Source organism: Methylophilus sp. OH31 (genome assembly GCF_000576615.1).
In the GTDB taxonomy this organism is placed as follows: Bacteria; Pseudomonadota; Gammaproteobacteria; order Burkholderiales; family Methylophilaceae; genus Methylophilus.
In genome coordinates, this window is record NZ_BAUS01000007.1 from 323,001 (window position 1) to 349,755 (window position 26,755).

The following is a 26,755-nucleotide window of genomic DNA, read 5'->3' on the forward strand; positions in this document are numbered from 1 at the left end:
CAGTCCTCCTTTGTTTAAGGCCCAATCAAAAAACGCCAGAACACACAAGGTGCCCTGGCGCTGACAAAGGTGTTTTTACAGACGTTAGAACGCTGCTGCGAAAGACACACCTACAGTTCTGACCGCACCCTGGTAAAGGTTGTCACCAAACACGCCTTGTCCGGCGCTGTATGATGGTGTCGAGTGTTGCAGATAGTGTTTATCAAACAGATTGTTGGCGTAGGCTGTCACCGTGTACTTATTGCCTGGGGTGATATACGAAATGCGCGCATTCACAATCGTAAAGGCCCCTTGCTCAAGTGCAGAGCGGTAAACGCCATTGCTATCAACTCCCTGAGGTGTGACAAAGTAGTATTGTTTGGACAGGAAACGTGCATCGCCCCCCACAACCACTTTGGCACCGTTATCGACATGGAATGTGTAATTGGTCAGCAGGTTGGCGGTGACGTTAGGCGCGCGCACCAGGCGGTTGCCATCAAAGTTACCACCGTTGTTCAAGATCTGGGCGTCTTCATATTTGGTGCTTAACAAGCCCAGGCTGCCGCTCACAAACCAGTCATTGGTTGGCAAGGCTTGCACTTCCAGTTCCAGGCCGTAAGACTTGGCTTTATTGACGTTTTGCAGGTAGGAGACCGTTGCGCCTGCCAATGCGTTAAAGCCTACCACGTTCACCTGGACATCTTGATAGTCGTAGTAGAACGCTGTGGCATTAAAGTTCAACCGACCTGCCAGCCATTCAGACTTATAGCCTAACTCGTAAGAGTCCAGTTGCTCAGGTTTGACCTGGTTAACTGCGGCCAGGTTGGTTGCGGCCGTGTTAAAGCCGCCAGACTTGATGCCGTGCGCATACTTAAAGAAAACGCGGTCTGTTGGAGATAACTTGAGCTCAGGGGTGAAGTCGTAACTCCAGCGATCCCAGGTAGCAGAATCGTTGACACTGAAAGTCCCGGAGGTCAGCGTCCCGGCTGGAGAGAAGGCACCTGTATATGATTCCCACCAGCGGCCGAGGCTGCTGTATGAACCTACACCAGTGGAGCCTCTACGTTTTAAATCGTATTCCTTGCGCTCGCGACTCCAGCTCAACCCTGCAGACGTGGCGAAATCTTCAGTCCAGTTATAGGTCGTATTGCCAAATAATGAAAAGCTGGTGGTCTCGTGTTTGAGTACGCTGTCATTGTAGGTGACGCTGGCACCAGAGCCTGTATTACTGGAGTTTGCGACTTGTGAGGCCGGCAGCTTGCCCGTCTGTGTGGCGCTATCAATATTTTCCCTGAAGAGGTGTACGCCAGCCAGCCAGTTCCACTGGTCTTCGCGTGGCGAGGTGATGCGGAACTCTTGGGATACCTGGCGTGTTTCACTGTCCACGTGTTGACGGGAAAGTTCTAGTGGCGTGTTGTCATTATCGGTCAGGGCTTCGTTTTTAAAGCCTTCGAACCCCGTGATCGAAGTGAGGGCCAGTTTGCCGACATTCCATTTGAAGTTCAGATTGGCGCCGGTTTGCGAGGTGTTGCTCCAGTTGTCGGCATTGGTACTCACATCGTTATAACCGGTACTCGGTGCATAGCCACCACGTAATACCCCATTGGCGGCATAACTGTTGGTGTTAAGGATGGTGCCGTCCGTTTTGTACTTACGGTAGTGTACATTCAGCAAAGCTTCAGCATCGTCGGAAATCTTGCCTAGTAATTGGCCACGAATCGCGCCGTCTTGCAGGCCACCATCTTTGGTGCCGTTGAAAATATTGTTAAAACGGCCATCAATATCTTCCTGATAGACCGAAATACGTGCCCCCAGACGGTCTTCAATCAGCGGGACATTAAAACCTCCCTGTAGCACTTTATCGTTAAATGTGCCGTAATCTGCTTTGATATAGTCATCATTTTTGCCTTCTTTAAGTGAAGGTTTTTGCGAAATAATATTCACGGCACCGCCCGTAGTGTTTTTACCGTACTTGGTCCCTTGTGGGCCGCGCAGCACCTCTACACGCTCAAGGTCAAATAGCGGAAAACCTGTGGCAGAAGCGTTACTGATATACACCTCATCCAGGTAAAAACCAATCGGGCTCGCCAAGTCCAGCTGTTGCTGGCCTGCGCCGACCCCGCGAATCCACCAGCGTGGACGGCCATGTTGCTGACCCACTGCTGTGGCGTTAGGTACATAGTTGAATACTTCTTGGGCAGAGCGGCCGACACCTTGGTCCAGCAGGTCTTTGCCTTTAAGCACAGTAATCGGGGTGGCGATCTTTTGTGCGTTTTCCTTACGTCTGTTGGCGGTGACGGTCACGCTACCCAGTGAGGACTCTTGTGCCTGGGTTTCATCAGACTTTTTGTTGTCTGCCGTTTCTGCTGTTTGTGCTTCCTGGCTTTCAACGACTTTTTCTTCTTCGGCCGCCCAGGCAGGGTTGAGTGCCAATGACCCTGCAAAAGCGCTTAACACGGCAGCTTTGACGGTGCGTTGTTTCCATAGATTGCTCGGCTGTTGCGCGCCGATGGTGTCTCTAGTTCTTTTCATAATGTTCCCTTGAGTTGAGATGAAGCACTTAAGAAAGTGTTGAAAGCTCAAGGGCATGAATCGTGCCAATCACTTGTTATGTTTTTAACTGTATGATTTTTAAGTGAAAAACATTTTTATGAGAGGTGCGGGAGGTAGTGAGAGTTGTTTTGTTAGCAACATTTTTCGCAAACAGTTAAGAGCCAGAATGTTGCTGAATGAACACTTGTAAGCAATCTGGATGACTTTCTCAACAGATCATCCCGGGCGGCATTCTTGACGGGAGAGCGCGTGAAAAAGGCCAGGTATTCAGCAGAAAAATTGTTGGCTTGGCGAGCACAAAAGCAGGTCGCACCCTCCAGCAAACGACATCCCCGCGATAAGTATGGATATTTGTTGCAACAGCAACAAAACAGGCATGGTGTGTTGCCAGATGAGCAGTGTGATGTTGATAGCAGCACTGTTTGTTTGATGTGCGCTAGCGTTGAGCAGGGGTGTGAAAAGGCTGAGCAGCCTCGTAGATACAGGGCTGTAGCGATATCACGCTGTGGCGCAGATGACGTTGGCATGTTGTTTGCCATTCAACCTGTCATTGACATCAAGACCGAAGTTGTCATGAGTCCGCTTGTCTCTTCGCAAAAACAGGCGATTCATTTGTCATGCCGTATAGGTCAAACAGCAACCGCAATTGACAACCTTTGAAGCCGCGCAAGCCGCGTAAATTATTTAAACAGGAGACTTAAACCATGAGCGAAATCGTGACAGATTCAGATTTAATCAAATATGTAGAGCAGGCCAAGGCCGATGCTTTGCATTCTTTCAATTTCTTGAAAGAAACCGGCACCTTGTCCGCGACCTGGACTTACCACATCACGCATAAAATCCCAGGCCAGGATAAATTGCTCAATATCCGCTTCCCATGGCCATGGGAGCGTTCACGTGATCCAGTCGTGAGTATTGATACTTTCTCTGAAAAGAAAGATCACATCCTGCATGAATCCCGTATCGATGCCGACACCGTGATTCATGCACATACGCCTTACCTAGCGGCGTGGTCACTGGCACAAATCAACTTCCCGATTTTGTATGTGGCGGCGCAGCGTTATTTGCTGGCACGCGAGATTCCTAACCATCTTGACCGCACCCGCAGCATCTTGTCGATTATTTCCGAGCGCCTGGATAACCATCCCGAACTGGCACCACCGCCAGCCTTACTGGAGTCCAATGGCGGCGCCAATATCTGGGGCAAGGGCATTATCGGTACCTCACAGCTGGTACTGCTGATTGAAGAGGCTGCACGCTTCCAGTCACTGGCTGAACAAGTCGGTGGCGCTAAAGAATACACGCCGGGTGCACTCGAAGTGCAATGGAAACGCACTGGCCTGGTAGAAAAAGCCAAGCAATATTCCGGACGTTTTATTGCCGATCTGCTCAAGCAAAAAGCAGCTTAATTTTATTTTTCTGTCAGTCGGGGCAAGGTCAGCTTGTCCCGACTTTTTATTGAAAGTGTTGATCATGAGTCAAAGCAAAAAAAGGCAATTGGCCCTGAATGTATTTTTGTTACGTTACGGACACCATCCGGCAGGCTGGTTGCACCCGACATGGACGGAGAACGGACGCCCGGATTTGCAGTGGTGGATACGTGCTGCCCAGATTGCCGAGGCCGCCAAGTTTGATACTTTTTTTGTGGCTGACTTTATTGGTCGTTCGGGCGTGATAGACAAACAGTCCGTCAAGAACCCAAATAACTTTCACTTCGAGCCATTCACTTTACTGTCGGCAATTGCTTCTCAGACCAAAAATATCGGACTGGTAGCGACAGTAAATACTAACTTTTCTGACCCATACAATGTGGCGCGCCAGTTCACCTCACTCGATCACCTGAGCGGTGGCCGCGCCGGCTGGAACGTGGTGTCTTCATTGAATCCTGTCACTGCCAAAAACTTTGGCATAGAAGCACCGATTACCCATGAGGAACGCTATGAGCGCGCCAGTGAGTTTATCCAGTTAACCAAGGCGTTGTGGGATAGCTGGGATGACAATGCGTTTGATCACCCTAACCGCCAGAGCGGGCAATTTTATGATCCGGCTTCAGGCCATCCGGTCAATTTTAACGGCCAATATTTCAAGTCAGAAGGTCTGCTGGATTTCCCGCGGCCGATTCAAGGTTACCCGGTATTTGTGCAAGCAGGTAATTCTGAGACCGGTCGCGAATTTGCGGCACGCGAAGCCGAGATGACCTATAGCTCGGCCACGTCTTTAGAGGTGGCCAAGGCTTATTATGCCGATGTGAAATCACGCATGGCCAAATATGGCCGCGCTGAAGACCAGCTCAAAATTACGCCTGGCCTGAATGTCGTTGTCGCCGAAACGGATCAGGAAGCACAGGACAAATATGGCGAGTTGCAGGCATTGGTCGATTTTTCGGATTTAGAGTTTGGCGGGCAGGATTTATCCAAGTATCCACTCGATGGCCCATTGCCAGACCTGGCTTATGATCCGGGTGAGAATGGCCGTGGCCGTTTTCAGCAACAACTCGAATTAGCCCGCCGTGAAAACCTGACGATTCGTCAACTGGTGCTGAAATTCCGCGTGGCGCGTGGTCATTTGCAAGCGATCGGTTCGGCGAAAAGCGTGGCTGACACCATAGAGCAATGGTTTGTGGAAAAAGGAGCAGATGGCTTTAATGTGGTCCCGCCATATTCGATCAAAGGCCTGGAAGACTTTACGCGTCTGGTGGTGCCGGAGTTACAACGTCGCGGTATCTTCCGCACAGAGTATGAAGGCAAAACCTACCGTGAGAATCTGGGTCTCAATCGTCCGGTTAATCCTCATACAAAATAAGGTGTTTTATGCAAACGCGTATCCTCAAACGTTATAACAACACCGCGATTGTGCTGCACTGGTTGTTGGCACTGTTAATTATTGGCCTGTTAGTGGTCGTTCTTGATGCCTGACCTGCCTAAAACGCCGCTGCGCAAACTCATTTACAACTATCACAAGTCATTCGGTCTCATTGTATTTGCGCTGGTACTGTTCAGAATCTACTGGCGCCTCACGCATGCTGTGCCGGATCATGTGCCGGGCAGCCGCTGGCAAGTGCAGTTGGCACATTATGCGCATATTTTTATTTATGCGCTGATCCTGATTGTGCCAGGCGTAGGCTTGTTAGCGAGCGCATTTAATCATGGCTTTAACCTGTTTGTGTTTCATTGGGAACCGCTGTTTGCTATCGATAAAGATCTGGCACACCAGATCATGGGTTGGCATGGTGTGACCGCCTATGTGTTGGCCGGGTTGCTGAGCCTGCATGTTGCCGCGTTTGTCTGGCACCAGTTTGTGCAAAAAGATGGTTTGATTAATCGACTCTGGTTTAGCTCTCCCCGTCACTGATTTAAATGTGTTTCCTGCAACAGCTGCCATCCGCAGCTGTTGGCAGCGCATCACACGCCCAGTTCCACTGCTCTCGTACTCTTGTCTTTAAAAATCCATAAGCTGATGATTTTAAATAAATAAGTTTAATTTCATTGTCGCCTGAAAAAGAAATCAACAGTTGGTACGGAAACTGCAATATCTCATCGACCCGATGTAGTCATCAACCTTGATCCCTTAGAAAATAATATGTGGCATTACCTGTTAAAACGCTTGCTGATGATGATACCCACCCTGATCGGGGTGATGACACTCACTTTTCTGGTGACCCAGTTTGTGCCCGGTGGGCCGGTCGATAGTGCCATTGCGCAAATTGATGCACAAGACGCACGCTCAGGTGCTGATGGTTCTTCCAGCACAGGTGGCTGGAGTTACAGTGGCAGGCAGGGCATCGATACGCAGCAGGTTGAACAACTCACTGCTTTGTATGGGTTTGATAAACCTGTGCTGGAACGTTACTGGCAGATGCTGGTGAATTATGCGCACTTTGATCTGGGAGAGAGTTACTTCCGCAATCAGAGTGTCTGGGATCTAATTAAGGATAAATTAGGCGTTTCAGTGGCACTGGGCATCTGGACGTTTACACTGACCTATCTAATTGCAGTGCCATTAGGCGTCGCCAAAGCGGTCAGGGCGGGCAGCAGTTTTGACTTTATCACCAGTTTCCTGGTGCTGTTTGGTTATGCTATCCCTGGTTTTGTATTAGGTGTGCTGTTGATTGTACTGTTTGGCGGGGGGTCGTTCTGGGACGTGTTTCCGCTGCGCGGTTTAACTTCGGATAACTGGGCAGAACTCAGCCCGTTGGCCAAAACCACCGATTACTTGTGGCATATCACTTTGCCGGTGACGGCTTCCGTCGTCAGCACGTTTGCGTTCAAAACACTGCTGACGAAAAACACCTTTCTTGAAGAAATCCGCCGCCAGTATGTGCTGACGGCGCGTGCCAAAGGCTTGTCCGAGCGCCAGGTCTTGTGGAAGCATGTGTTCAGAAATGCTTTACTGCCCTTGATCACGGGCTTCCCTGCTACGTTCATCATGGCTTTTTTTACCGGCAGCCTGCTGATTGAGACTTTGTTCTCGCTGGATGGCCTGGGCCTGCTTTCATTTGAATCCATTAATAGCCGTGATTACCCGGTGGTACTGGGCACGCTATATCTGTTTACCTTAGTGGGATTGTTCATCAAGTTGCTGGGCGATTTTGCTTACGTATTGGTAGATCCCCGCATCAAGTTTGATAGTCAAGATTCGTAAGGCCGGAGTCATCATGAGTCAAGTTATTCCCCATCTTTCTCCTGCCCGTCGTAATTGGCAGCGTTTCAAGCGCAATCGCCTGGGATACTGGAGCCTGATTGTATTTGTCGTGCTGTATGTGCTGAGCCTGGCCGGGGAAGTGATTTCCAATGACCGTCCGCTGGTGGTGCGTTATGAGCAGCAATGGTATTTCCCTTTGCTTAATGAGTATCCGGAGTCCATCTTCGGCGGCAATTTACCTATTAAGGCCGACTACCACGACCCGTTTATCAAGGCACAACTGAGCAAAGCGGGTAATTTTGCTATTTATCCGCTCAACCCTTATTACTACGACACGCTCAACTATTTTTCCAAGGCCGAGCATTATCCTGGCAAGCCGGATGATGAAAACCTGCTAGGTACCGATATTGCCGGTTATGACATCCTGGCCAGGCTCATTTATGGCTTCCGTGTCTCAGTCACGTTTGCGCTGGGCCTGACTGCGGTAGGTGTCGTACTGGGGATCTTTTTTGGTGCCGTACAAGGCTATTTTGCGGGTAAGACCGACCTGGTGATACAGCGCCTGATTGATATCTGGGGCTCCATGCCGGAGTTATACCTGCTGATTATTTTTGCCTCGATTTTTGATCACAGTCTGCTGTTACTGTTCGGCTTGTTGTCCCTGTTTGGCTGGATCACGTTGTCCGACTATGTCCGCGCCGAGTTTTTGCGCAATCGCCAGCTTGAGTATGTGAAATCTGCCCGGGCGTTGGGTTTATCCAACACACAGATTATCTGGCGCCATATTCTGCCTAACAGTCTGACACCGGTGATCACCTTTTTACCGTTTCGTATGAGCGCCGCCATTATGGCACTGGCCAGCCTGGATTTTCTCGGCCTGGGCGTGACCGCACCGGCGCCCAGCCTGGGGCAGTTGCTGCTACAAGGCAAGGAAAATCTCGACGCCTGGTGGATTGCACTGTCTTCTTTTAGTGTGTTGGTACTGACTCTGCTGTTACTGACTTTTACCGGCGAGGCGCTGCGTAATGCGCTGGATACCCGCATTTCTGATGCCAGACAAGGCGGGACGTTGTAATGACACAGCCATTATTATCCATAGAGAATTTCTCGGCCCGTTTTGACCAGAAAGCCGTGGTTGAACAGTTGAACTTGACCATACAAGGCGGCGAGCGGCTGGCACTGGTAGGTGAGTCTGGCTCGGGTAAAACTGTGACGGCGCTCTCCATTTTAAAGCTGGTCGAAGCGGCGCAATTGAGTGGCAAGATCGTGTTTAACGGCGAAAACCTGTTGCAAAAATCCGCGCGTGACATCCAGCGTGTACGTGGTGCCGATATTGCCATGATTTTCCAGGAACCGATGACGGCGCTCAATCCTTTGTTCACCATTGGCGAACAGATTGTGGAAACCATTATTGCCCATCAGGCCTTGTCACGTGCTGAAGCAACGCAGAAAACGCTGGAATTGCTCACGCGCACCGGCATCCGCCAGCCGGAAAAAAACATCAACAGTTATCCGCACCAGTTGTCGGGTGGCCAGCGCCAACGCGCCATGATTGCCATGGCCTTGTCTTGCAAACCCAAGCTGCTGATTGCCGACGAGCCGACCACCGCGCTGGATATGACCATCCGCGCACGCATTGTCAAATTGCTGATTGATATTCAGGAAGAAGACGTGCGTGAGAATGGCAAGCAGGCGATGGCGATTCTGCTGATTACACATGACCTCAACCTGGTGCGTAAATTTGCGCACAGGGTGGCGGTGATGGAGCGTGGCCGCCTGGTGGAAATTGCCGATACGCAAACCTTGTTTGCGCAGCCGCAGCATCCTTACACCATTAAGCTGATCAACAGCATCCCTGAACGTAATGTGTTACCCGTGGCCAGTGATGCTAAAACATTGCTGGAGGCACGCAAACTGCGCGTGGAGTACCCCTTGCCCCGCAAAGGCTGGCGTGGTTTGTTGCAATCGCACAGCTTTACTGCCTTGCATGGCGCAGATGTGACGCTGCGTGAAGGCGAAACGGTGGGCATCGTCGGTGAGTCCGGCTCAGGCAAGTCGACACTGGCGCAGGCTGTGCTCAACCTGATCAAGGTCAAGTCGGGCACCATAGAAGTTGATGGCGCACCGCTGTATCAACTGAGCAAGCGTTTGCAGCGCGAAATGCGCGCCAGGTTGCAAGTGGTGTTCCAGGATCCGTTCGGCTCATTGTCGCCGCGGCAGACCGTCCGCCAGATTGTTGGCGAGGGGCTGGAGTTACATTTTCCAGCGCTGACTGCCGAAGAACGTTACACACGCATTGTGCAGGTGCTGTCCGAAGTGGGCCTCAGTGCACAGGTACTGGATTCTTACCCACATGAGTTTTCTGGCGGCCAGCGTCAGCGTATTGCCATTGCGCGCGCATTTGTGCTGTCACCCAAAGTCGTCATTCTCGATGAGCCGACTTCAGCGCTGGATGTGTCGATCCAGAAACAGGTGCTGGAATTGCTAGTGAGCCTGCAGAAAAAGTTTGGGCTGAGTTATTTGCTCATCAGCCATGACCTGACCGTGATCCAGGCACTCGCGCACCGCGTGTATGTGCTCAAGGATGGCGAAATCATTGAGTCCGGCGATACCGAGCAAATCATACACACGCCACAGCATCCTTATACACAGTCACTGGTGCAAGCCTCGCTTTAATCAAGATAAAAACAATATGCATATTCGATCCAATCACTCTTTATTGCCCTGGGCCTTGCTGATGGCGCTGTCTTTTGTGACAGGTGTCATGCTGCCTATGGATAGTGCTTTGTCTGCGCACGCCGTGGCTCAGTTTGGCGAGCCAAAATATCCAGCCGACTTCAAACATTTTGACTATGCCAATCCTGACGCGCCCAAAGGCGGCCAGATTCGTTTTGCCGTGATCAGCCAGAACAGCGGCTTTGATAAATTCAATCCATTCAGCCTTAAAGGCAAGCCAGCCCCCGGCCTGATTGAACAGATGTTTGAAACACTGACGGTATACAGCCTGGATGAGATCAATACCCAATATGGCTTGCTGGCCGACGACATCAAGCTGGCGCCGGATTTCAGTGCCGTGACGTTTCATATCAATTCGTCTGCCAAGTTCTCCAACGGTGACCCGGTCACGGCCAAAGAGGTCAAATATTCGTTTGATACCTTGACCAATAAAGAAGGCAATCCACGCTTCAAGGCTTATTTTTCAGAGATTAAATCACTGACGGTGATTGATGCACAAACCGTGCATTTTGAGTTTAAACGCAAGGGCAGGGATTTGTCGTTTGTGGCAGGCAGCCTGCCAATATTTTCGCCCAAGTGGGGATTGAAAGCGGATGGTAGCCGTGTGCCATTTAACAAGATCGGCCTCGAAGTTCCGGTGGCCTCCGGGCCTTATTTGATTGAGCGCGCCGTCAGTGGCCAGGGCGTGACGTATAAACGCAATCCTGTCTATTGGGGTAATCAGGTGCCGTCACGCGCGGGTAGTTACAACTTTGAACGTGTGATTTACCGCATTTATAAAGACACTGACACCATGGTCGCCGCGCTGCGTGCGGGGGACTTTGACTTTTTGAACGAAAACAAAATGCGTTACTGGTGCTGCCAGTATATTGGCAAGCGCTTTGATGAAGGCGAGCTGGTCAAGGAGCTGGTGCCGCACCAGAATCCGGTCGCCATGAATGGCTGGATTGTGAATCTGCGCCGCGAAAAATTCCAGGATCCTCGCGTACGGCTGGCCTTGAACTACGCCATGGATTTCGAGTTTATGAACCAGAAGATCTTTGATAACGAATTCAAGCGTGTGAATAGTTATTTTGCCTATAGCCCATTGGCGGCCAAGGGCGTGCCTAGCGCAGAGGAGTTGGCGATTCTGGAACCTTATCGCGACCAGTTACCGGCGGAAGTATTCGGCCCCATGCTGGAGCAGCCCAACACAAAGCCGCCAGGCAGTGTGCGGCAAAGCCTGACCAAGGCGCTGGAATTGTTAGGACAGGCCGGTTGGCATAACCGTGATGGCGTGTTGCGTAACGCCAAAGGCGAACCGTTTGTGATTGAGGTGACTTTTGCTAACCGCGGGCAGACGCCTTATATGGATCCCGTGTGCTTGAATATGACCAAGCTGGGAATGATAGTCGTCAAACGGGTAGCGGATGCGGCCACCGCGCGCAGCCAGATGAGTAAGTTTGATTATGATTACACGACCATTGCATTACGCGAGGCCAGAATGCCTGGCGCTGAACTTTGGCGTAACTTCAATAGCCAGGATGCTGATGTCCCAGGTTCGGAAAACGTGATCGGGGTGAAATCGCCGGTGCTGGACGCGCTGATCCAGAAATTGCTGCATGCAGATAGCCAGCATGAGCTGGAGATTGCCGCGCATGCGCTCGACCGCGTGTTGGTACACAGCCATTATGTGATCCCCTGGCGCTACCTGACCAAGCACTATCTTATTTACCACCACCGCCTGCAACGCCCACAGCAACTGCCTAAGTATTATGGTGCTCAAGAGTGGGTGCTTGCCTACTGGTGGGATAGTCATGCAGCCATACCAACGTCCTCGCATTAAAAACAAACATGCATTCTGTGATTACTCACATTCTCATGGGATGCGCGGGTGATGCAATTTGACCTATTTTGAGATGACATCCGGAGAGTCATATGACACAACTATCTAATCGACATGCCCCACATCAAGTGGCTTCAATCTTTATTGACCGCTGGTCACCACGCGCCTACACCGGCGAGACGATTGATGACGCCACTTTGCTCAGCCTGTTTGAAGCCGCGCGCTGGGCCCCCTCGGCCAATAACTCGCAACCCTGGCGCTTTATCTATGCTAAAAATGGCTCTGCATATTGGGACGATTTGTTTGCATTGCTCAACGAGAACAACCAGCGCTGGGTCAATCGCGCCGCTGTGCTGATTGCACTGGTTTCCAAAAAAACACATGTGCGCCCGGGCGAGACGGCAGCATCGCCATTAAAAAACCATTCTTTAGACGCAGGTGCGGCATGGGCCAGTCTGGCTTTTCAGGCCTATCAACTGGGCTGGCGCACACGGGCGATTGGTGGTTTTAACCGTGATGCGGCGCCAGCAGTATTAGGCGTGCCAGAAGGTTACCAGGTAGAAATTCTGATTGCCGTTGGTAAACAGGCGGATAAGTCTGTGTTGCCAGAAGACTTTCATGAGCGCGAGCAGCCCACGCCAAGAAAACCGGTTGAAAAGTTTGTTGCCGAAGGCAAGTTTAGCTTTGCAGAATAATCATCCTGTGAAAGGTTAATAGTGTGTCTTCGTTTTGCGAATACTTCATGCATCATGCCTTGCGGGTAGGCCGCCAGGCATGGCCTGCGTGTCGCCCCAATCCTCCGGTCGGATGTGTGCTGGTGAAGGAGGGCAGGGTGGTCGCGAGCGGCTATACACAGCCACCTGGACAACCTCATGCGGAAGCCATGGCGTTGTCCAAGGTCGCAGGTGACCTGTCTGAGTTGACGGCCTTTGTGACACTGGAACCGTGTGCATTTCATGGTAGAACGCCGTCGTGTGCGAAAACGCTGGCAGCCAGTGGCATTAAACGGGTAGTCATCGCCACGCTTGATCCTGATCCTCGCAATGCTGGCGCAGGCGTTGATATTCTCAGGGCGGCAGGTATAGAAGTGACTGTTGGTGTACTTGAGCAACGTGTGCTTAAAGATATTGGGGCATATCTTGCTGTGCCTGTCAGTCAACAGAAACGTATGGATTAGTCCTTTAGGATGTTGAGTGCTGCTACGGCCATGGCGCTCCCTATCTCACGTCGATTTATGCAGTATCGTTTTTCACAGGCATCTTGTAGTTGTGATAACAACACTTAAAGTAGGGGAAATGTTTGCAGGGCAACAATGCTGTTGCATTTGCGGCTTTTCCTGCTGGTGTGTCTACATTTGTTGAATGTTTAATTGTTTTTAATATTCATATAGATAGCACTATTTATCACTTCCAAGCTAACCCGTAAAACAGTTGGCACGGAACATGCCAATACATCTTCGTAGGTGCATATTTGCAACGGGCAGGCACAAGCTGCTTGCACAACGAAGGAGAAACATTTTGGCTAATCAATTTTATTGGCAATTACCCACATCAGGCGATGCGCGCTATGGCAATGCGACCAGGCAGCGCCGCGGTGAAGCCTCTGATCCCAACTATCCCGTATTCGGCAATGGCGTAACTGACCCGCGCCGCAATACGTTCAGTTATTTCGATTACATCCACCAGGTCACCAAAGCGGCTGACCTTTCCGGTTTTAATGGCATTTTTATTCCAGATAATCCGGATGGCGAAGAGCCGTGGATTGTCGCGGGCTACGTCGCACGCAGTACGCAACGCCTGAAATTACTCACCCAGTTTGATGCCTCACGCGGCTCAGCTGTCTATGCCGCCAAAAACGCGGTCAGTTTCCAGCGCTATACCGGTGGCCGGTTTGCCTGGCATATCACCGAAGGTAGCAGCGACGAACATACGCGTAAGCAATTGGGCGACTTTGTGCCTAAAGCCGATATTCTGGCGCGCATTGACGAGTTTATTACGGTGGCTAAAGGGGTGCTGACGACGTTCCCATTTAATTTTGTGGGCCGCTTTTTTGAGGTGCAAGACGGTGGTTTTCAAGGGCCGTTATCCGACCGTGAAGTGCCCAGCATTTATTTAGGCGGCAACAGTGCAGAACAGCTTGAGTTGTCCGCCAAGCACGCAGATGTACATGTCTTGGATGCGGCGAGTCATGAAGCGATTGCGCAGCAAATCGCCGCCTATCACAAGCTGGCACAAGGCCGCGCAGTTGCGTTTTCGTTGCGCATTGATGCGCTGGCGCGTGAAACACGCGAAGAAGCGCTAGAAGATGCCAAACGATTTTTGACCCAAACGGGCGCAACGATTCCTGCCGATGAGTCCGCATTGTTATGGCCAGGCTTCTCTGAGCAACATACGGGCGCCAAAGCTTCACTGATTGGTAGCTATGACGAAGTAGCGACTGCCTTGGCGGCTTACGCACATTTGGGCGTGACGCAATTTGTACTGGCCGCCGTGCCGCATTTTGAAGAGGCTTATCGTGTAGGCACGCATGTGTTGCCGCTGGTCCGCCAGTTAACTAATCCTGCGCAAAAGCAAGCCGCTTAGGACTTATAAGGAGAAAATAATGAGCATAGATGTTTTTTGGAGAATTCCAACCCACGGCGAGCCAGGGTCACACCGGGCGCGTGATCCCTTCCGTGGTGACTGGTTTCCTGGCAATGACAACAAGACCTTGAGTGGCCTGGGTGGCGGTGGTGACGATGGTTTCACTTACATCGACTACCTGGCAGAAATTGCACGTGCCGCTGAAATTTCCGGCTTCCAGGGCGGTTTGATTCCCTCTTTCCCCAACACGGATGAGCCTTGGGTGATTTCCGCATTCCTGGCCCGTGAGACGAAAAATTTCCGCTTCATGATTCCGTTCCAGCCAGGGTTTCTTAACCCGGTGGTGGCTGCGCGCATGACTGCCAGCCTGCAACGTGCCACCGGCGGCCGTGCGCTGTATAACGTCATTACCGGTGGTGGTGGCCCGTCACAATTGTGGTGGGGTGACCCGGTGAAACATGATGACCGTTATGGCCGCACCACTGAGTTTTTGGATGTGCTTAAAGGTATCTGGGCAGGTGGTCCATTCTCTTACAATGGACAGTTTTACCAGGTTGAAGATGCGGGCCTGCCTGACCCGTTATCTAAAGAAGAGTACCCAGAGATTTACTTCTCCGGCTCTTCTGATGCAGCGCTGGCGTCGGCCTCTAAACATGCGGATTACTATTTGTCATGGCTGGAACCTTTGGATTTAATCAAAGAAAAATTTGCCCGTGTCAAAGAGCGAACTGATCATCTGGGCCGCAAGATCAAGTGCTCCATTCGCGTTGACATCGTCGCGCGTCCGACTGAAGAAGAGGCTTGGCGCGAAGTGAGCCGCGGCTTCGATAATATCCCCAAAGAAATACTGGATCGTTACAAAGCACAAAACGCCGGGGATTCCGTTGGTGCCAGCCGTCAGCGTGGCCTGAGACCGCAAACCATTAACAGCTACAAAGACTTTATCCTGTCGCCCAATATCTGGACGGGATTCAGTTTGCTGCGCGGTGGCCAGACCTTGGGGATTGTCGGTAGCTATGAGAATGTCGCCGCCAGACTGGATGAGTTGGTGCAACTGGGTACGGATGCCTTTATCCTGGCTAGTACACCGCATCTGGAAGAAGCGTATCGTGTCGGTGAAGAAGTGTTGCCGCTGGTACGTGGTAAGTCAGGCGCGAGTAATTTGCGCGCTGTCGCTTAACGTTTGATGTCTTATTTAAGCCCTCATGGCACTGCTGCATGAGGGCTTTTACTTTTTTGATTGATCACAAAGCACATAGAAACTATATTGGTTTTAATCAGTCAGTCTGAATTCAATTAAGGGGAATCATGGCAAATCCCAAGCACACCACCAATGACTTTCACCCGGAAGCGTTAAGGTTGTTTGATCAATTTGTACACGGTGACATAGACCGGCGTACATTTATCTCTAAAGCTGGCAGATTTGCCGGTGCATTTACGGCCGTCGGCTTGCTGGAGGCCTTGACCCCAAAGTTTGCCTATGCCCAGCGCATTGCGGGTAATGATGGCTGTATCCAGGCGCAGTATGTCGAAGTCGAGTCGCCCAAGGGCTATGGCAAAGTCAGAGGCTATCTGGTCAAGCCGGTCAACATCACTGGTAAATTGCCAGCTGTCCTGGTGATTCATGAGAATCGTGGGCTGAATCCGCATATCGAAGATATTGCCCGCCGCGTGGCGCTGGAGAACTTTATTGCTTTTGCGCCTGATGCGTTAACGCCGCTGGGCGGCTATCCGGGGGATGAGGATGCTGCGCGCGAGTTGTTTAAAAAGCTGGATCAGTCAAAAACCCAAGAGGACTTTGTGGCGGCATTTCACTGGCTGGGACAATTGCCTGAGAGCAATGGGCGAGTGGGGACGATTGGTTTTTGCTATGGCGGCAGCCTGAGCAATCTTTTGGCGACGCGATTACCAACATTGGCCGCAGCTGTGCCTTTTTACGGTAGCGCGCCGCCATTAGAGGCTGTGCCCGCCATCAAGGCACCGTTGCTGATTCATTTTGCCGAGCAGGATGAGCGTGTCAATGCCAGCTGGCCGCCTTACGAACAGGCGCTGAAATCTGCGGGTAAAGCATATCAGGCCTATCAATATGCGGGCACCCAGCATGGGTTTAATAATGATACGACACCACGTTATGATGAGGCCGCCGCTACGCTGGCCTGGCAACGCAGCATAGAATTTTTTAACCAGCACTTGAGAACATCAGCATAAAAAAGCCAACCCTGGTAAGCGGCTGGCGGGAAAGTAATAAAAGTGGGCAAATGCCCACTTTTTTGTGTATATGGTTAGCTTCTGCCTAAAAAATCCTGTTTACCAACATCCACACCGATATTGCGCAAAATGGCGTAGGCAGTGGTCAGGTGGAAATAAAAATTGGGCAAGATGTTATTCAGCAGATGTGGCTGGCCTTGTACGACGCGGACTTCGGTGCCACGCGGGATAGAGATTTCCCTGGTTTCCTGGCCATCAATCTGGCTGGCTTCCAGTCCGGCCAAGAAATCGATAGATGCTTTGATCAAGGCTTGATACTCGGCAAAGGTGGTCAGTGGCAAGTCAAATTTTGGGGGTGGCAGGCCAGCCAGTCTGGCGGAGTAGCTGGTGGCATGATCCGCCACGCGTTGCAATTGGCGGCCAAAGGTAAACATATTGGGATAGAGGCGGGTTTCCAGCAGCACGCTTTGTTCTATCTTTTTTTCTGTGGCAAACGCAGCGGCTTTGTCCAGAATATGGGACAGGTTGCCGAGAAATTTAATAAAGGTCGGGACGGATAATTGATATAAAGAAGTGCTCATTTTTAATCACCATAAAGTGGGGTTGAAGTTAGGGTCAGGCGACGGCCAGATGCCCTTTGGATTGCAGTGAAAATAGTCGTGCATACAGCCCTTGCACGGCGAGCAGCTCGGCGTGATGGCCTCTTTCGATAATATGGCCGTGTTGCAATACCAGAATCATGTCTGCATTCATGACCGTGCTCAGACGGTGCGCGATGATGATGGAACTGCGGCCTGACACCAGCTGCTCCAGGCCTTGCTGCACCAGGTGTTCTGATTCAGAATCCAGTGCGCTGGTGGCTTCGTCCAGAATAATCAGCTGCGGGTTTTTAAGAATGGCGCGAGCAATCGCCACGCGTTGTTTTTCGCCACCAGACAATTTGATCCCGCGCTCACCGACCCGTGTTTCATACTGGTCATCCAGATGCCGGATAAATTCGTCAGCATGTGCTGCAACCGCCGCGGCAATCACGTCCTGGTTAGTCGCGCCCGGTCTGGCAAAGGCAATGTTCTCGCCTATGCTGTCATTAAACAGGGCGACGTCTTGCAATACCACGCCCATCACGGCACGGATGCTGCGTTGCTGGTAATCCTTGAGGTCTATGCCGTTAATGAGGATGCGGCCTTCGGTCGGGTCATAAAAGCGCATCAGCAGTTTGACGATAGTGGTTTTGCCACTGCCGCTAGTGCCGACCAGTGCCAGTGTCTGGCCCGCATTGAGATGAAACGACACTTGATCTAAAGCACTGGTTTCTTTGCCAGGGTAACGGAAAGTGACCTGCTCAAAAGTGATGGTTTCCAGTTGTTCCAGCACGATGGCATCAGGTTTGTCCCTGTGTTCTGCTTCTACATCCAGCAGCTCCACCAACCGCTCGGCACTACTCTCGATTTCACTGGCCTGGTTTACCTGTCTGGCAATCGGGCCGATGGTGCTGATCAGGCTTTGGCTCAAGGTCAGTACCAGCAGGATGTCTCCCGTGGTATATGCGCCTTTGAGCGCGCCGTTGACGGTGAGGGCTACTGCGGCAAACACGCCAAAGGTATTCACCACATTGAGGCCCTGCTCTGACTTCCATTGGGTTTTATGCAGGTTGTCGCGCACCACGCGCCATTCGGCCTGGGTGGTGTCATAGCGTTGTTTCACTGCTGGTTCGCCGCCAAAGCTGCGTACGGTGGCAATGTTGCCGACCATTTCTGCCAGCAATCCGGTCATACGGCCTGCCAGAGTCTGCCAGCCCCGGCGATACTGGTGCGTCCAGCCTACGGTGCGGTAAGACACCCAGAAATTGATGGCCAGCACCCCGGCCATGATCAGGCCAATGACGGGGGCCTTGACCAGCAGCACGGTGATGATAAACAGCATTTGCAGGATGCCAGAGAGGGTGCCTTCAGTGAGCGAAGACAGCCACATGGTGATGCTGGTAATGGTGCCAAAGCGATCCATGATTTCGCCGACACGGGTTTTTTCAAAGTAATCAATCGATTTTTGCGTCATGTTATCGAACACGCGCTGGCGGAAAGTGCTCACGGTATCCAGCCACAAATCATCGGCCTGCTTGTTCTGGATCGCGCCGAATATCACCACCCCCAGGCGCAAGGCAAAAAATATCCCGAGTAATACGGTCACACTCCAGGTGGCCTGTTGCTGGGTAATGGTGCCTGACAGCAGGTGTGCAATGACATCAACAATCATTTTGTACAAATACGGGGTGGCGGTATTGATAAATCCCAATGCGGTACCGACCAGGATCACCCCAATGACTTTCCCTTTATATTCGGGAATAAACTGAATGGCACGCCATACGTTTTGCATAGTTAACTCTCTATTCTTTCGCTATGACCAGGGTTGTCCCTGATCCAACTGAAAGACTAATCAAACTTCGTGCCATGATTTTTGCTAATCAAAACAACGGGGTTCGAAGGCTTGATGATTTCAGGTGTTGTGAATGAAACACTGCACGACTATCGGCTGTTTGCTTGGCAACAGTATTGACTAGTATGCCTGTACGAGGTTCATGCAGGTCATGCCAGTTTTTACTAACCCGGGTGCGCGTTATGGCGGATGATTGCATGCACAATCTAAGGAGACTTGAAATGGGAAGTTTTAGTATTTTCGTAAAGATTTTTAGCTAAAAAGCGTTAATTTTATCGTTGGCGTGACGTTATTTCAGGTATTGAATGCCGCTCAATATGTGAGTACAAAAATGGTGAATGATGAACAGCGAAGATTAGAAAAACTCTACGCCTTAGGGCTGCTCGACTCTGCGCCTGAAGATTTTTTCGACACCATTACCAGGGTTGCCTCGACCATTCTTGATACGCCGATCTCGCTGATTTCACTGGTGGATGAACATCGGCAATGGTTTAAGTCCAAACACGGGGTTGAGGTGTCAGAAACCGCACGCGATATTTCTTTTTGCACGCACGCGGTTGAAAGCGGTGAGCAGCTGATTGTTGAGAATGCGCTGACCGATGAGCGCTTTGCCAGGAATCCGCTGGTGTTGAATGCCCCCAATATCCGTTTTTATGCCGGCATCCCGATCAAAAGCCTGGAAGGTTATGCGCTGGGCACACTATGCGTCATTGATGAAAAACCTAAAAAACCTACTGAAAAAGAGTTGGCTGCGCTGAATGACCTGGCACATCTTGCGACGCGTGAGTTGCAGTTCCGTGAGCGCATGCTGGCAGCCAAGCAGTCGCTTCAAAGCTCTGAAAGCAAGTTTAAAACCCTGTTTGAAAATGCAGCCATTGGCATTGCCATGGTGAAGCCAAACGGCAGTTGGTTAGAAGTGAACGAAGAGTTATGCCGAATCGTTGATTATTCCAAGGCGGAGTTATTGCTGCTGACATTTCAGGACATTACTTTGCCTGAGGATTTGAACGCTGATTTAAATCTGCTGGATCAATTAGTCGCCGGTAAATTAAATCGTTATCAGCTTGAAAAAAGATACGTGAAAAAAAGTGGTGAGCCGGTGTGGGTTGAACTGACTGTCACCAAGCAGTTGAACCCCGCGGGCGAACTCGATTATTTTGTGGCGATTGTCAAAGATATCCAAAGTGCCAAAGAAACAGAAGCGGCGCTGACCTTGTTACGTAAAACGCTGGAAGAGAAAGTCAGCCAGCGTACTGAAGAGCTTAAACAGGCAAACAAATCCATGCTGGCGGCCTATCAGGAAAAAGCGGCCTCGGAGCAGCTGTTACAAAATGCAGAGTTAGAGTTGCGCACCATTTTAGATAACGCCAACGACGCCTACGTGTGCATGGATGCAGAAGGCATTGTCAAAGCCTGGAATAAGCAGGCGGAGCATATATTCGGCTGGGGCGATGAGGAGGCGATCGGTCGCAAGCTGGATAAGCTGATTATTCCTAATGAGTTGCAGCAGGCACATCAGGCAGGCATGCGGCGGTTTGCACTGGAAAAACAGTCAGACATGATGGGCAAGCGCATCGAGCTTGAAGCGATGCGGAAAGATGGCGTGCGTATCCCGATAGAATTGCAGGTGAATGTGCTGGAGATCAATCATCAAACGCTGTTTACCTCGTTTCTCAGGGATATTACCGATAGAAAGCAACTGGAAAGCCTGCTCAAAAACGAAGCCCGCAACGACCCCTTAACCGGTCTGCCCAACCGGCGCAAGCTGGAAGAGATACTGCCCATTGCGGTGCAGCGTGCCAAAGCCAATCAAACTACGCTGTCTATTTTGTTTGTTGACCTGGATGGCTTTAAATCGGTGAACGATACTTATGGCCACAATGTCGGCGATATGCTGTTGCGCGAGGTTGCCAACAGGATAGATAAGTCCACGCGTCAGTCTGACACGGTTGCCCGCTATGCCGGTGACGAGTTTATTATTGTGCTGGAAGGGGTCAGCCAGGTTTCTGACGCGACCAGAATTGCAGAAAAAATTCTGCATACGATCTCAGAACCATTTCACTTTAACCAGGTGACCTTAAACATCACCGTCAGTATTGGTATTGCTTATTACACCAGTGAGCATTCTCAGGAAACGCAACCCACCGAGCTTATCCGGCAAGCGGACAAGGCCATGTATACCGCCAAGAAAAACGGTAAAAATGGTGTGTTTATGGTTGAAACGGTGTAGGTCATTATTGAGGCAGGTTCGACTTGCCACTGCCAGTGATCTTAACGTATGAAAATAATGCACATGGCCTCTTGCATGGGCGTATAGTGAATTGAAACCCTCTCGGATATCGTCTTAACTTCTCCTCTTTGTGGTCGTTTGAGTCGTATAGATTCACAACGTAACACGCAGTGTGCGTGGGTGTCTTCGTGATTGCTGCTCTTTCATCCCTGACTCGCCCCCGTCTAGATAGCTCTAAAGGAGCAAGCCATGGATAGAAAAGTATTTTTCAGCGATGGTGGTGTCATCATCAGCGACAGCCGCTTTATCGCGAGCGGTTATATATACAACATACGTGACATTATTTCAGTGCGGCTGGGCGTGGTTGAGCCGCCGCGAAGTCTGGCGGTTTTCATCCTCTCTATCGGATTATTATTTCTGCTGACCGAAGGCGCGCTATTTGTCGTGGGCGGTTGTTTAATCGCACTTGGTGTGATGACGTGGCTGTTTGTCAAAACGAGCTATGTTGTGGTGATAAAGACTGCCACGGGCGAGCATAAGGTACTGAAAGATCACAATAGCAGCTATATTGAGCAGGTTATTCGGGCGCTGGATGCTGCCTTGATTAATCGAGGCGTGTCTGCGGTGAGTGGCGCTGTGCCTGTGCGAGGGTCATCTCACGTCACGCATACGGATTTTCCGCCGATGTCACCGCCACTTATTGAGTGAGGCGCTAGTTTGCTACTCGTCTTCACTGAAGGCGCCGTGAAAATCGATCAGTTCGATCACGCCTTTGGCGCGCATATGGCCAATAAAGCCGCTGCCTTCTTTTGTCAGCTGGCTTTCTTGCGATTGCCTGCCTTCCCGAATGTCGCCATTGGCCCTTAACGGACGGCGGAAAACGGCTTGATGAAACCTGAGTGAGGCTTCGCCTATGCCTTTGCGTTTGCACTTTTCCAGGTCAAGCACGGTGATCAGGTAGCTCTCGGCACCTTGTATGCCCTTGCTAAACTGAAAATCAATCACACCGACCTGCTCGCGATCGAGTAAAACAACAATTTCCTCGCCTGTTTCGTTGAGATTCAGGGTGTAAGTCTGGCCATCTTTTGCCAGAAACGTTTTTTGATGCATATCGCTATCCTTTATGTCTGTGCCAGCACAGGGTTTGCACCTTATTTAAGGCAAGTATAGCGGTTACTGGTCACCAAAAAGCCTCGCTAAATTGTTATTAATAGTTAATTATTGATATTTTCGTGTTAAAATTTTATTCATTGATAACAATGGAGATGAGCTATGGAAGAAGCAATCTATTTCAGCCATCAAGGCGTCAGCGTGAGTAACAGTCGCTTTATTGTTAACGGTAAAACCATCGCCATTAAAAGCGTGACCACCATAGAGCGCAGAATCCTCAAACCGCAACTTGGTTTTGCCCGCGTATGCCTATTCGGTGGCCTGGCGCTGTTGTTCGGCAGTGGCAGCTTGCCGCTGGTGGGTATTTTTTCAATCATTTATGGCGGTGTGCTGTGGTTTTTAGCCACGCCCAGATATTCAATCGTCATCCACACGCCAGCAGGTGAACATCAGGCATTAGTCAGCGAAAACAGCCTGGATGCAGAAAACGTGCTCACAGCTTTGAATGTAGCGATTGCTTTAAGAGGCGATGCCAGCTAGGCACTCTTTGAAATTGTTGAATGGCTTGAAGTGATTGAATGGCTGCGGGAGACGCAGCCATTCAATCATGAAGCGCAGACTGATACAAAACTGACGCTTATTACCCCGCGAGTTTCTGCTCCAACTCTTTCAGCCGCGCCTCCAAAGCGGCAATCTTTTGATCACGCGCCTGAATCGCTGGTATGACATCCTCAACTTTTAAAAGCTTGGGGATATGTTTAGGGCAATTCGCATCCCAGGCCTTGATCGTAAACACAATCACACGCTCCACCCTTGCCTGATAATCCGGCGAAGAGACGCGAGCTGCCAAGTCACTGTCGCCCGTCACGACTTTGGCTTCCCCCCAGATTTTGATGCGTTGCGCATTGGCATAATCCATCAGAAATAGCTGTGCTTTCGGGTTTTCATCCAGATTGCCTGCGGTGATGTATTGCTTGTTACCGGCATAATCCGCAAAGGCCAGTGTTTGCTCGTCGAGCACATGCAAAAAACCACGTGGGCCGCCGCGATGCTGCATATAAGGTTGCCCCTGGGCATTGGCGGTAGCCATATACATGCTGGTTTGCTCTGCAATAAAGTCGGCAAGCACAGGCGTGACACGGGACTCCCAGCCACGCGTACTCTCGAATTTCGCATAGCCCGCTCTTGAGCCATGTTCTTCTTGCCTGGCTTTCACCGCCGGTGTGAACGCGATATCGCTGGGTGACGCGAAATCTGCAAGCAAATGTGTCGTCATGATTTTCTCCTGGCTTTGTTTACGTATGGGCAAATTCTAGTCAATAATGCGAATGAGAGAATCAGGGCTAGCTGCAATACATTATTTCATCAGGAGAAATACTATCGACCAGTTTCACTTAATGCGTGTGTTTGCGAGCGTGGCTGAAGAGGGCGGGTTTGCATCAGCCTCACGCAAGCTGGATATTTCTCCAGCGGCGGTGACGCGTGCTGTGGTTGCGCTAGAGGAGCAGTTAGGCGCCAGGCTGTTACAAAGAACGACGCGCAATGTGCGCTTCACGGACGCAGGTCGCCAGTATTACGAACATGTACGCGCCATCCTGGTGAGTATCGCAGAGGCGAATGAAGCCGTCGCCGAGAGTAATGCCACGCCACGCGGTACGCTGTCGATCACGGCGCCGGTGATGTTCGGCCGCATGTTCGTCATGCCTTGCATTATTGACTATATGCAACGTTATCCGCAGGTGAAAATCATTGCGCATTTGGTCGACCGCGTGACCAACCTGGTGGATGAAGGCATGGATGTGGCGATCCGTATTGGTCACTTACCTGATTCCGGGCTGCGGGCCATCAAAGTGGGGGAGGTCAGGCGTGTGTTATGCGCATCACCAGCTTATCTCGAAAAGTCCGGCACGCCCAAGCTGCCTGCTGACCTTTCGAAGCATTCCATCATCTCATCAAGCGCCGTTTCACCGCATACTGAATGGCACTTTCAGTCCAATGGTGAGCAATCTAATGCTGAAGCTTTATTGCTCAGGATGGATCCGCGATTAACCGTCACCAGCAATGATGCGGCCTTAGCCGCTGCAGCAGGAGGTTTAGGCATCGCACGACTGCTTTCATATCAGGTATGGAATGAAGTAGAAAATAAGGCATTGCGACTGATCCTTGAAACTTTTGAAGAAGCACCCTGGCCGGTACATGTCGTGCACCGGGAAGACAAATTAGGCTCTTCCAAAGTCCGCAGCTTTATAGACGAGATGGTCGAAAATTTACGCAGCCATCCCACCTTAAATCCCAAGTGATCTTACGCGCGGCGAAACAATCTATTTCTCCCTGAGTAGTTTTTCCTGCTGCCTTCTGTGCCTAGAATTCGGCTGTCAATCAACGACATGACCAGATCAAAGGAGATCACTATGAAAGCAGCTATCATTATTTTTTCAGACCCAACACACGGCGGGGAAGAGGCACTTGGCCGCGCATTCAATGGTTTGGCAGCCGCCTACGACTTCAAGCAAAAAAACATAGACGTCGCTATTTACTTTCAAGGCACCGGCACGCGCTGGGCCAGCCATCTGACCAAAGTCGGTCATCCGCTCTATCAACTATATGCCGCAGTTTCTGATGTGACGGTTGGCGTTTCATGCGGATGCGCCGATGTATTCGGCGCGCGCGAGGATGCTGAGGTGAATGGTTTTAATCTGGTGACGGACAACAGTGTACCAGGCACGTCTGGTTTGCCTAGCATTGCCCAGTTATCACATGACGGGTACACGATTTTCAGTTTTTGATGATCGTGAAACCTCGCAGCCGGGCCCCTGTTGAAAGGGGCTGGCTGTCATTGCATTGACCATTTTGCAGTCTTGATTTGCCGTTCTCGAGTGATGTCAGACTATTTACATAAAATAATCTGATTTTTGTTACAATAAAAACTGATTGTTGTTACAATAAAATCCATGGACAGTGAAGACAAAAAAAATGGTGGCAAACGGCCTGGTTCAGGACGCAAGCTTGGGACGGGTACCTATAAGGAAAATACCAGTGTCATCCGTGTGCCTGACAGCCAAAAGCCGGTCATCGCCAATTTTCTGGAGGCGTATGCGAAGAAGCAACGCCTTCAACAACTGGAAGGCCAGCTGGATAGTATTGCGGAGTTTACGCAGCTATGTGAAGAGCTGGATAACTTAAGCCTGCCACTGTATCAGTCCAAGGTGCCCGCTGGTTTGCCATCCCCGGCAGATAGCGATGAAGAGTCGCGTATGGACCCTAATGGCTACCTGATTGATGACCCGGCAAATACCTTTTTTGTCACGATCCAGGGGGAGTCGATGATCGAAGCGGGCTTGCTACCCGGCGATAAAGCGATTGTGAATAAAAGAAAGCAGGCCTCCATAGGTGACATCGTGCTGGCCATGATTGATGGTGAGTTCACCATCAAGACCTTAGCCAAACAGAAGAACGGTGATCCAAAGCTATTACCGGCCAACTCCTCAGGTAAATATGAACCCATCCTCATCCAGGGCAGAATGCAGTTCGCCATCTGGGGTGTCGTCACCGGTTCTTTCAGAAAGTTTTAATTATGACCCGTAAAAACATTATTTCAGCCAACTGGACGAATGCTGTGTGCCGGGCAAACGGCATCAATATTCACTATTTAAGAACAGGCGGCAACAAGCCCACCTTGATTGCGCTGCATGATCTCTCCGCCAGTGGCGCGTGCTGGTCACAGTTGGCGCGTGAGCTTGAAGACCACTTTGACATCATTATGCCGGATGCGCGCGGCCATGGTCAGTCGAGTGCCCCCTTGCATGGATACACCTACCAAGACCATGCCAATGATGTGATCGAACTGATCAGGACACTCGACATTCAATCCCCATATCTGCTCGGCCACTCAATGGGCGGCATGACTGCCGCGATGGTTGCCAGCCGATTGGGCTTTGCGATTGAAGGCATTGTGCTGACTGACCCGACATTTATCAGCCCCGAGTGGCAGGGCCAGCTGGATGAGCGTGAAGCGGTTAAACAGCACCGCCAGATATTGCGGTCCAGCAAAACAGACTTGTTTAAAGAAGCCAAAGCCAGATATCGCTATCGCTCATCTGAGCTGCTGGAACATATGGTTCAAGCCAGGTTCCGCACCAATCCGCGTGCTTTCGATGTGCTGATCCCGCCGCACCCGGAGTTTGATGAGCTGGTTCGGAATATTTATGTGCCGAGCCTGTTAGTGCTTGGCAGTGAAGGCATTGTTTCTGCTGAAACCGCGCGTGAGTTACACGCACTCAACCCAGACCTGCAATACAAGTTAATTCCTGATGTTGGCCATGGGCTGCCATATGATGAGCCTGAACGTTTAGCGGCTGCGATTCATACATTCTTAAAACCAACATTCACCACTACCCGGCCCCTGAAGGCGCCAGGCAGCTTTTCAGTCAGTGCCGCAAGTGCTTATTAGGCCGGGAG

25 protein-coding genes are annotated in these 26,755 nt (G+C 50.9%); 20 read left to right on the forward strand and 5 right to left on the reverse strand.

The window, feature by feature from the left end; genetic code table 11:
- Window positions 1-84 precede the first annotated feature (84 nt).
- Window positions 85-2,511, reverse strand: a complete 2,427-nt coding sequence (locus OH31_RS10835; RefSeq protein WP_024930743.1) for a TonB-dependent receptor — start codon at window positions 2,509-2,511, stop codon at window positions 85-87.
- Between the two features lie 270 nt (window positions 2,512-2,781).
- Here OH31_RS10835 and OH31_RS10840 point away from each other — a divergent pair, with 270 nt between their 5' ends.
- From OH31_RS10840 to OH31_RS10900, 13 genes are all read left to right on the forward strand, one after another.
- Window positions 2,782-3,192 (forward strand): hypothetical protein, encoded by a 411-nt coding sequence (locus OH31_RS10840; protein WP_242402263.1) that lies wholly within the window; start codon window positions 2,782-2,784, stop codon window positions 3,190-3,192.
- Window positions 3,193-3,236: 44 nt separating this feature from the next.
- Entirely contained in the window at window positions 3,237-3,941 is a 705-nt protein-coding gene (locus tag OH31_RS10845) for a class II aldolase/adducin family protein (RefSeq protein WP_024930745.1), read from the forward strand.
- 64 nt (window positions 3,942-4,005) lie between these two features.
- Complete coding sequence (locus OH31_RS10850) at window positions 4,006-5,334, forward strand: LLM class flavin-dependent oxidoreductase (RefSeq protein WP_024930746.1); 1,329 nt, start codon at window positions 4,006-4,008, stop codon at window positions 5,332-5,334.
- A 105-nt stretch (window positions 5,335-5,439) separates the two neighbouring features.
- On the forward strand, window positions 5,440-5,883 hold the full coding sequence (locus OH31_RS14460) for a cytochrome b (protein ID WP_242402264.1): 444 nt from the start codon (window positions 5,440-5,442) through the stop codon (window positions 5,881-5,883).
- 228 nt (window positions 5,884-6,111) lie between these two features.
- Window positions 6,112-7,173, forward strand: coding sequence for a microcin C ABC transporter permease YejB (locus tag OH31_RS10860; RefSeq protein WP_019883237.1), 1,062 nt, complete (start codon window positions 6,112-6,114; stop codon window positions 7,171-7,173).
- A gap of 13 nt (window positions 7,174-7,186) precedes the next feature.
- Window positions 7,187-8,248, forward strand: coding sequence for an ABC transporter permease (locus OH31_RS10865; RefSeq protein WP_024930747.1), 1,062 nt, complete (start codon window positions 7,187-7,189; stop codon window positions 8,246-8,248).
- Window positions 8,248-9,849: an ABC transporter ATP-binding protein gene (locus OH31_RS10870; protein WP_024930748.1), complete on the forward strand. Its 1,602-nt coding sequence runs from the start codon at window positions 8,248-8,250 to the stop codon at window positions 9,847-9,849. The genes OH31_RS10865 and OH31_RS10870 overlap by 1 nt, the downstream gene beginning before the upstream one ends.
- Before the next feature lie 16 nt (window positions 9,850-9,865).
- On the forward strand, window positions 9,866-11,734 hold the full coding sequence (locus OH31_RS10875) for an extracellular solute-binding protein (RefSeq protein WP_024930749.1): 1,869 nt from the start codon (window positions 9,866-9,868) through the stop codon (window positions 11,732-11,734).
- A 92-nt stretch (window positions 11,735-11,826) separates the two neighbouring features.
- Window positions 11,827-12,429 (forward strand): nitroreductase family protein, encoded by a 603-nt coding sequence (locus OH31_RS10880; RefSeq protein WP_024930750.1) that lies wholly within the window; start codon window positions 11,827-11,829, stop codon window positions 12,427-12,429.
- 23 nt (window positions 12,430-12,452) lie between these two features.
- Window positions 12,453-12,911 (forward strand): bifunctional diaminohydroxyphosphoribosylaminopyrimidine deaminase/5-amino-6-(5-phosphoribosylamino)uracil reductase RibD, encoded by a 459-nt coding sequence (locus OH31_RS10885; RefSeq protein ID WP_242402265.1) that lies wholly within the window; start codon window positions 12,453-12,455, stop codon window positions 12,909-12,911.
- 340 nt (window positions 12,912-13,251) lie between these two features.
- Window positions 13,252-14,316, forward strand: coding sequence for an LLM class flavin-dependent oxidoreductase (locus tag OH31_RS10890; RefSeq protein WP_024930752.1), 1,065 nt, complete (start codon window positions 13,252-13,254; stop codon window positions 14,314-14,316).
- A 19-nt stretch (window positions 14,317-14,335) separates the two neighbouring features.
- On the forward strand, window positions 14,336-15,496 hold the full coding sequence (locus tag OH31_RS10895) for an LLM class flavin-dependent oxidoreductase (protein WP_024930753.1): 1,161 nt from the start codon (window positions 14,336-14,338) through the stop codon (window positions 15,494-15,496).
- 128 nt (window positions 15,497-15,624) lie between these two features.
- Entirely contained in the window at window positions 15,625-16,524 is a 900-nt protein-coding gene (locus OH31_RS10900) for a dienelactone hydrolase family protein (protein ID WP_024930754.1), read from the forward strand.
- A 74-nt stretch (window positions 16,525-16,598) separates the two neighbouring features.
- Here the strand turns inward: OH31_RS10900 and OH31_RS10905 are convergent, their stop codons facing one another.
- Together OH31_RS10905 and OH31_RS10910 are read right to left on the reverse strand one after the other, a co-directional pair.
- Entirely contained in the window at window positions 16,599-17,105 is a 507-nt protein-coding gene (locus OH31_RS10905; RefSeq protein WP_024930755.1) for a DUF1993 family protein, read from the reverse strand.
- A gap of 34 nt (window positions 17,106-17,139) precedes the next feature.
- Window positions 17,140-18,897, reverse strand: coding sequence for an ABC transporter ATP-binding protein (locus OH31_RS10910; protein WP_024930756.1), 1,758 nt, complete (start codon window positions 18,895-18,897; stop codon window positions 17,140-17,142).
- A gap of 391 nt (window positions 18,898-19,288) precedes the next feature.
- Between OH31_RS10910 and OH31_RS14835 the strand changes: the two genes are divergently transcribed.
- Window positions 19,289-21,187, forward strand: coding sequence for a diguanylate cyclase domain-containing protein (locus OH31_RS14835; RefSeq protein ID WP_036299116.1), 1,899 nt, complete (start codon window positions 19,289-19,291; stop codon window positions 21,185-21,187).
- Window positions 21,188-21,436: 249 nt separating this feature from the next.
- Complete coding sequence (locus OH31_RS10925; RefSeq protein WP_024930757.1) at window positions 21,437-21,895, forward strand: DUF6232 family protein; 459 nt, start codon at window positions 21,437-21,439, stop codon at window positions 21,893-21,895.
- A gap of 12 nt (window positions 21,896-21,907) precedes the next feature.
- Here the strand turns inward: OH31_RS10925 and OH31_RS10930 are convergent, their stop codons facing one another.
- Window positions 21,908-22,297, reverse strand: a complete 390-nt coding sequence (locus tag OH31_RS10930; protein ID WP_024930758.1) for a hypothetical protein — start codon at window positions 22,295-22,297, stop codon at window positions 21,908-21,910.
- A gap of 162 nt (window positions 22,298-22,459) precedes the next feature.
- Between OH31_RS10930 and OH31_RS10935 the strand changes: the two genes are divergently transcribed.
- Window positions 22,460-22,837, forward strand: coding sequence for a DUF6232 family protein (locus OH31_RS10935; protein ID WP_019883201.1), 378 nt, complete (start codon window positions 22,460-22,462; stop codon window positions 22,835-22,837).
- A gap of 100 nt (window positions 22,838-22,937) precedes the next feature.
- On the opposite strand, the gene OH31_RS10940 is transcribed toward OH31_RS10935, so the two are convergent.
- Window positions 22,938-23,573, reverse strand: coding sequence for a pyridoxamine 5'-phosphate oxidase family protein (locus OH31_RS10940; protein WP_024930759.1), 636 nt, complete (start codon window positions 23,571-23,573; stop codon window positions 22,938-22,940).
- 121 nt (window positions 23,574-23,694) lie between these two features.
- On the opposite strand from OH31_RS10940, the gene OH31_RS10945 reads away from it, so the two are divergent.
- The 4 genes from OH31_RS10945 (at window position 23,695) to OH31_RS10960 (ending at window position 26,747) form a co-directional block, all read left to right on the forward strand.
- Window positions 23,695-24,597 carry a LysR family transcriptional regulator gene (locus OH31_RS10945; protein WP_036299117.1) on the forward strand — a complete coding sequence of 301 codons (903 nt, stop codon included), beginning with the start codon at window positions 23,695-23,697 and terminating at the stop codon, window positions 24,595-24,597.
- A gap of 111 nt (window positions 24,598-24,708) precedes the next feature.
- A complete protein-coding gene (locus OH31_RS10950; protein WP_024930761.1) occupies window positions 24,709-25,083 on the forward strand; it encodes a DsrE family protein in 375 nt (124 codons plus the stop codon).
- Between the two features lie 165 nt (window positions 25,084-25,248).
- A complete protein-coding gene (locus OH31_RS10955; protein ID WP_019883194.1) occupies window positions 25,249-25,869 on the forward strand; it encodes a LexA family transcriptional regulator in 621 nt (206 codons plus the stop codon).
- A gap of 2 nt (window positions 25,870-25,871) precedes the next feature.
- Window positions 25,872-26,747: an alpha/beta fold hydrolase gene (locus tag OH31_RS10960; protein WP_024930762.1), complete on the forward strand. Its 876-nt coding sequence runs from the start codon at window positions 25,872-25,874 to the stop codon at window positions 26,745-26,747.
- Window positions 26,748-26,755: the final 8 nt, after the last annotated feature.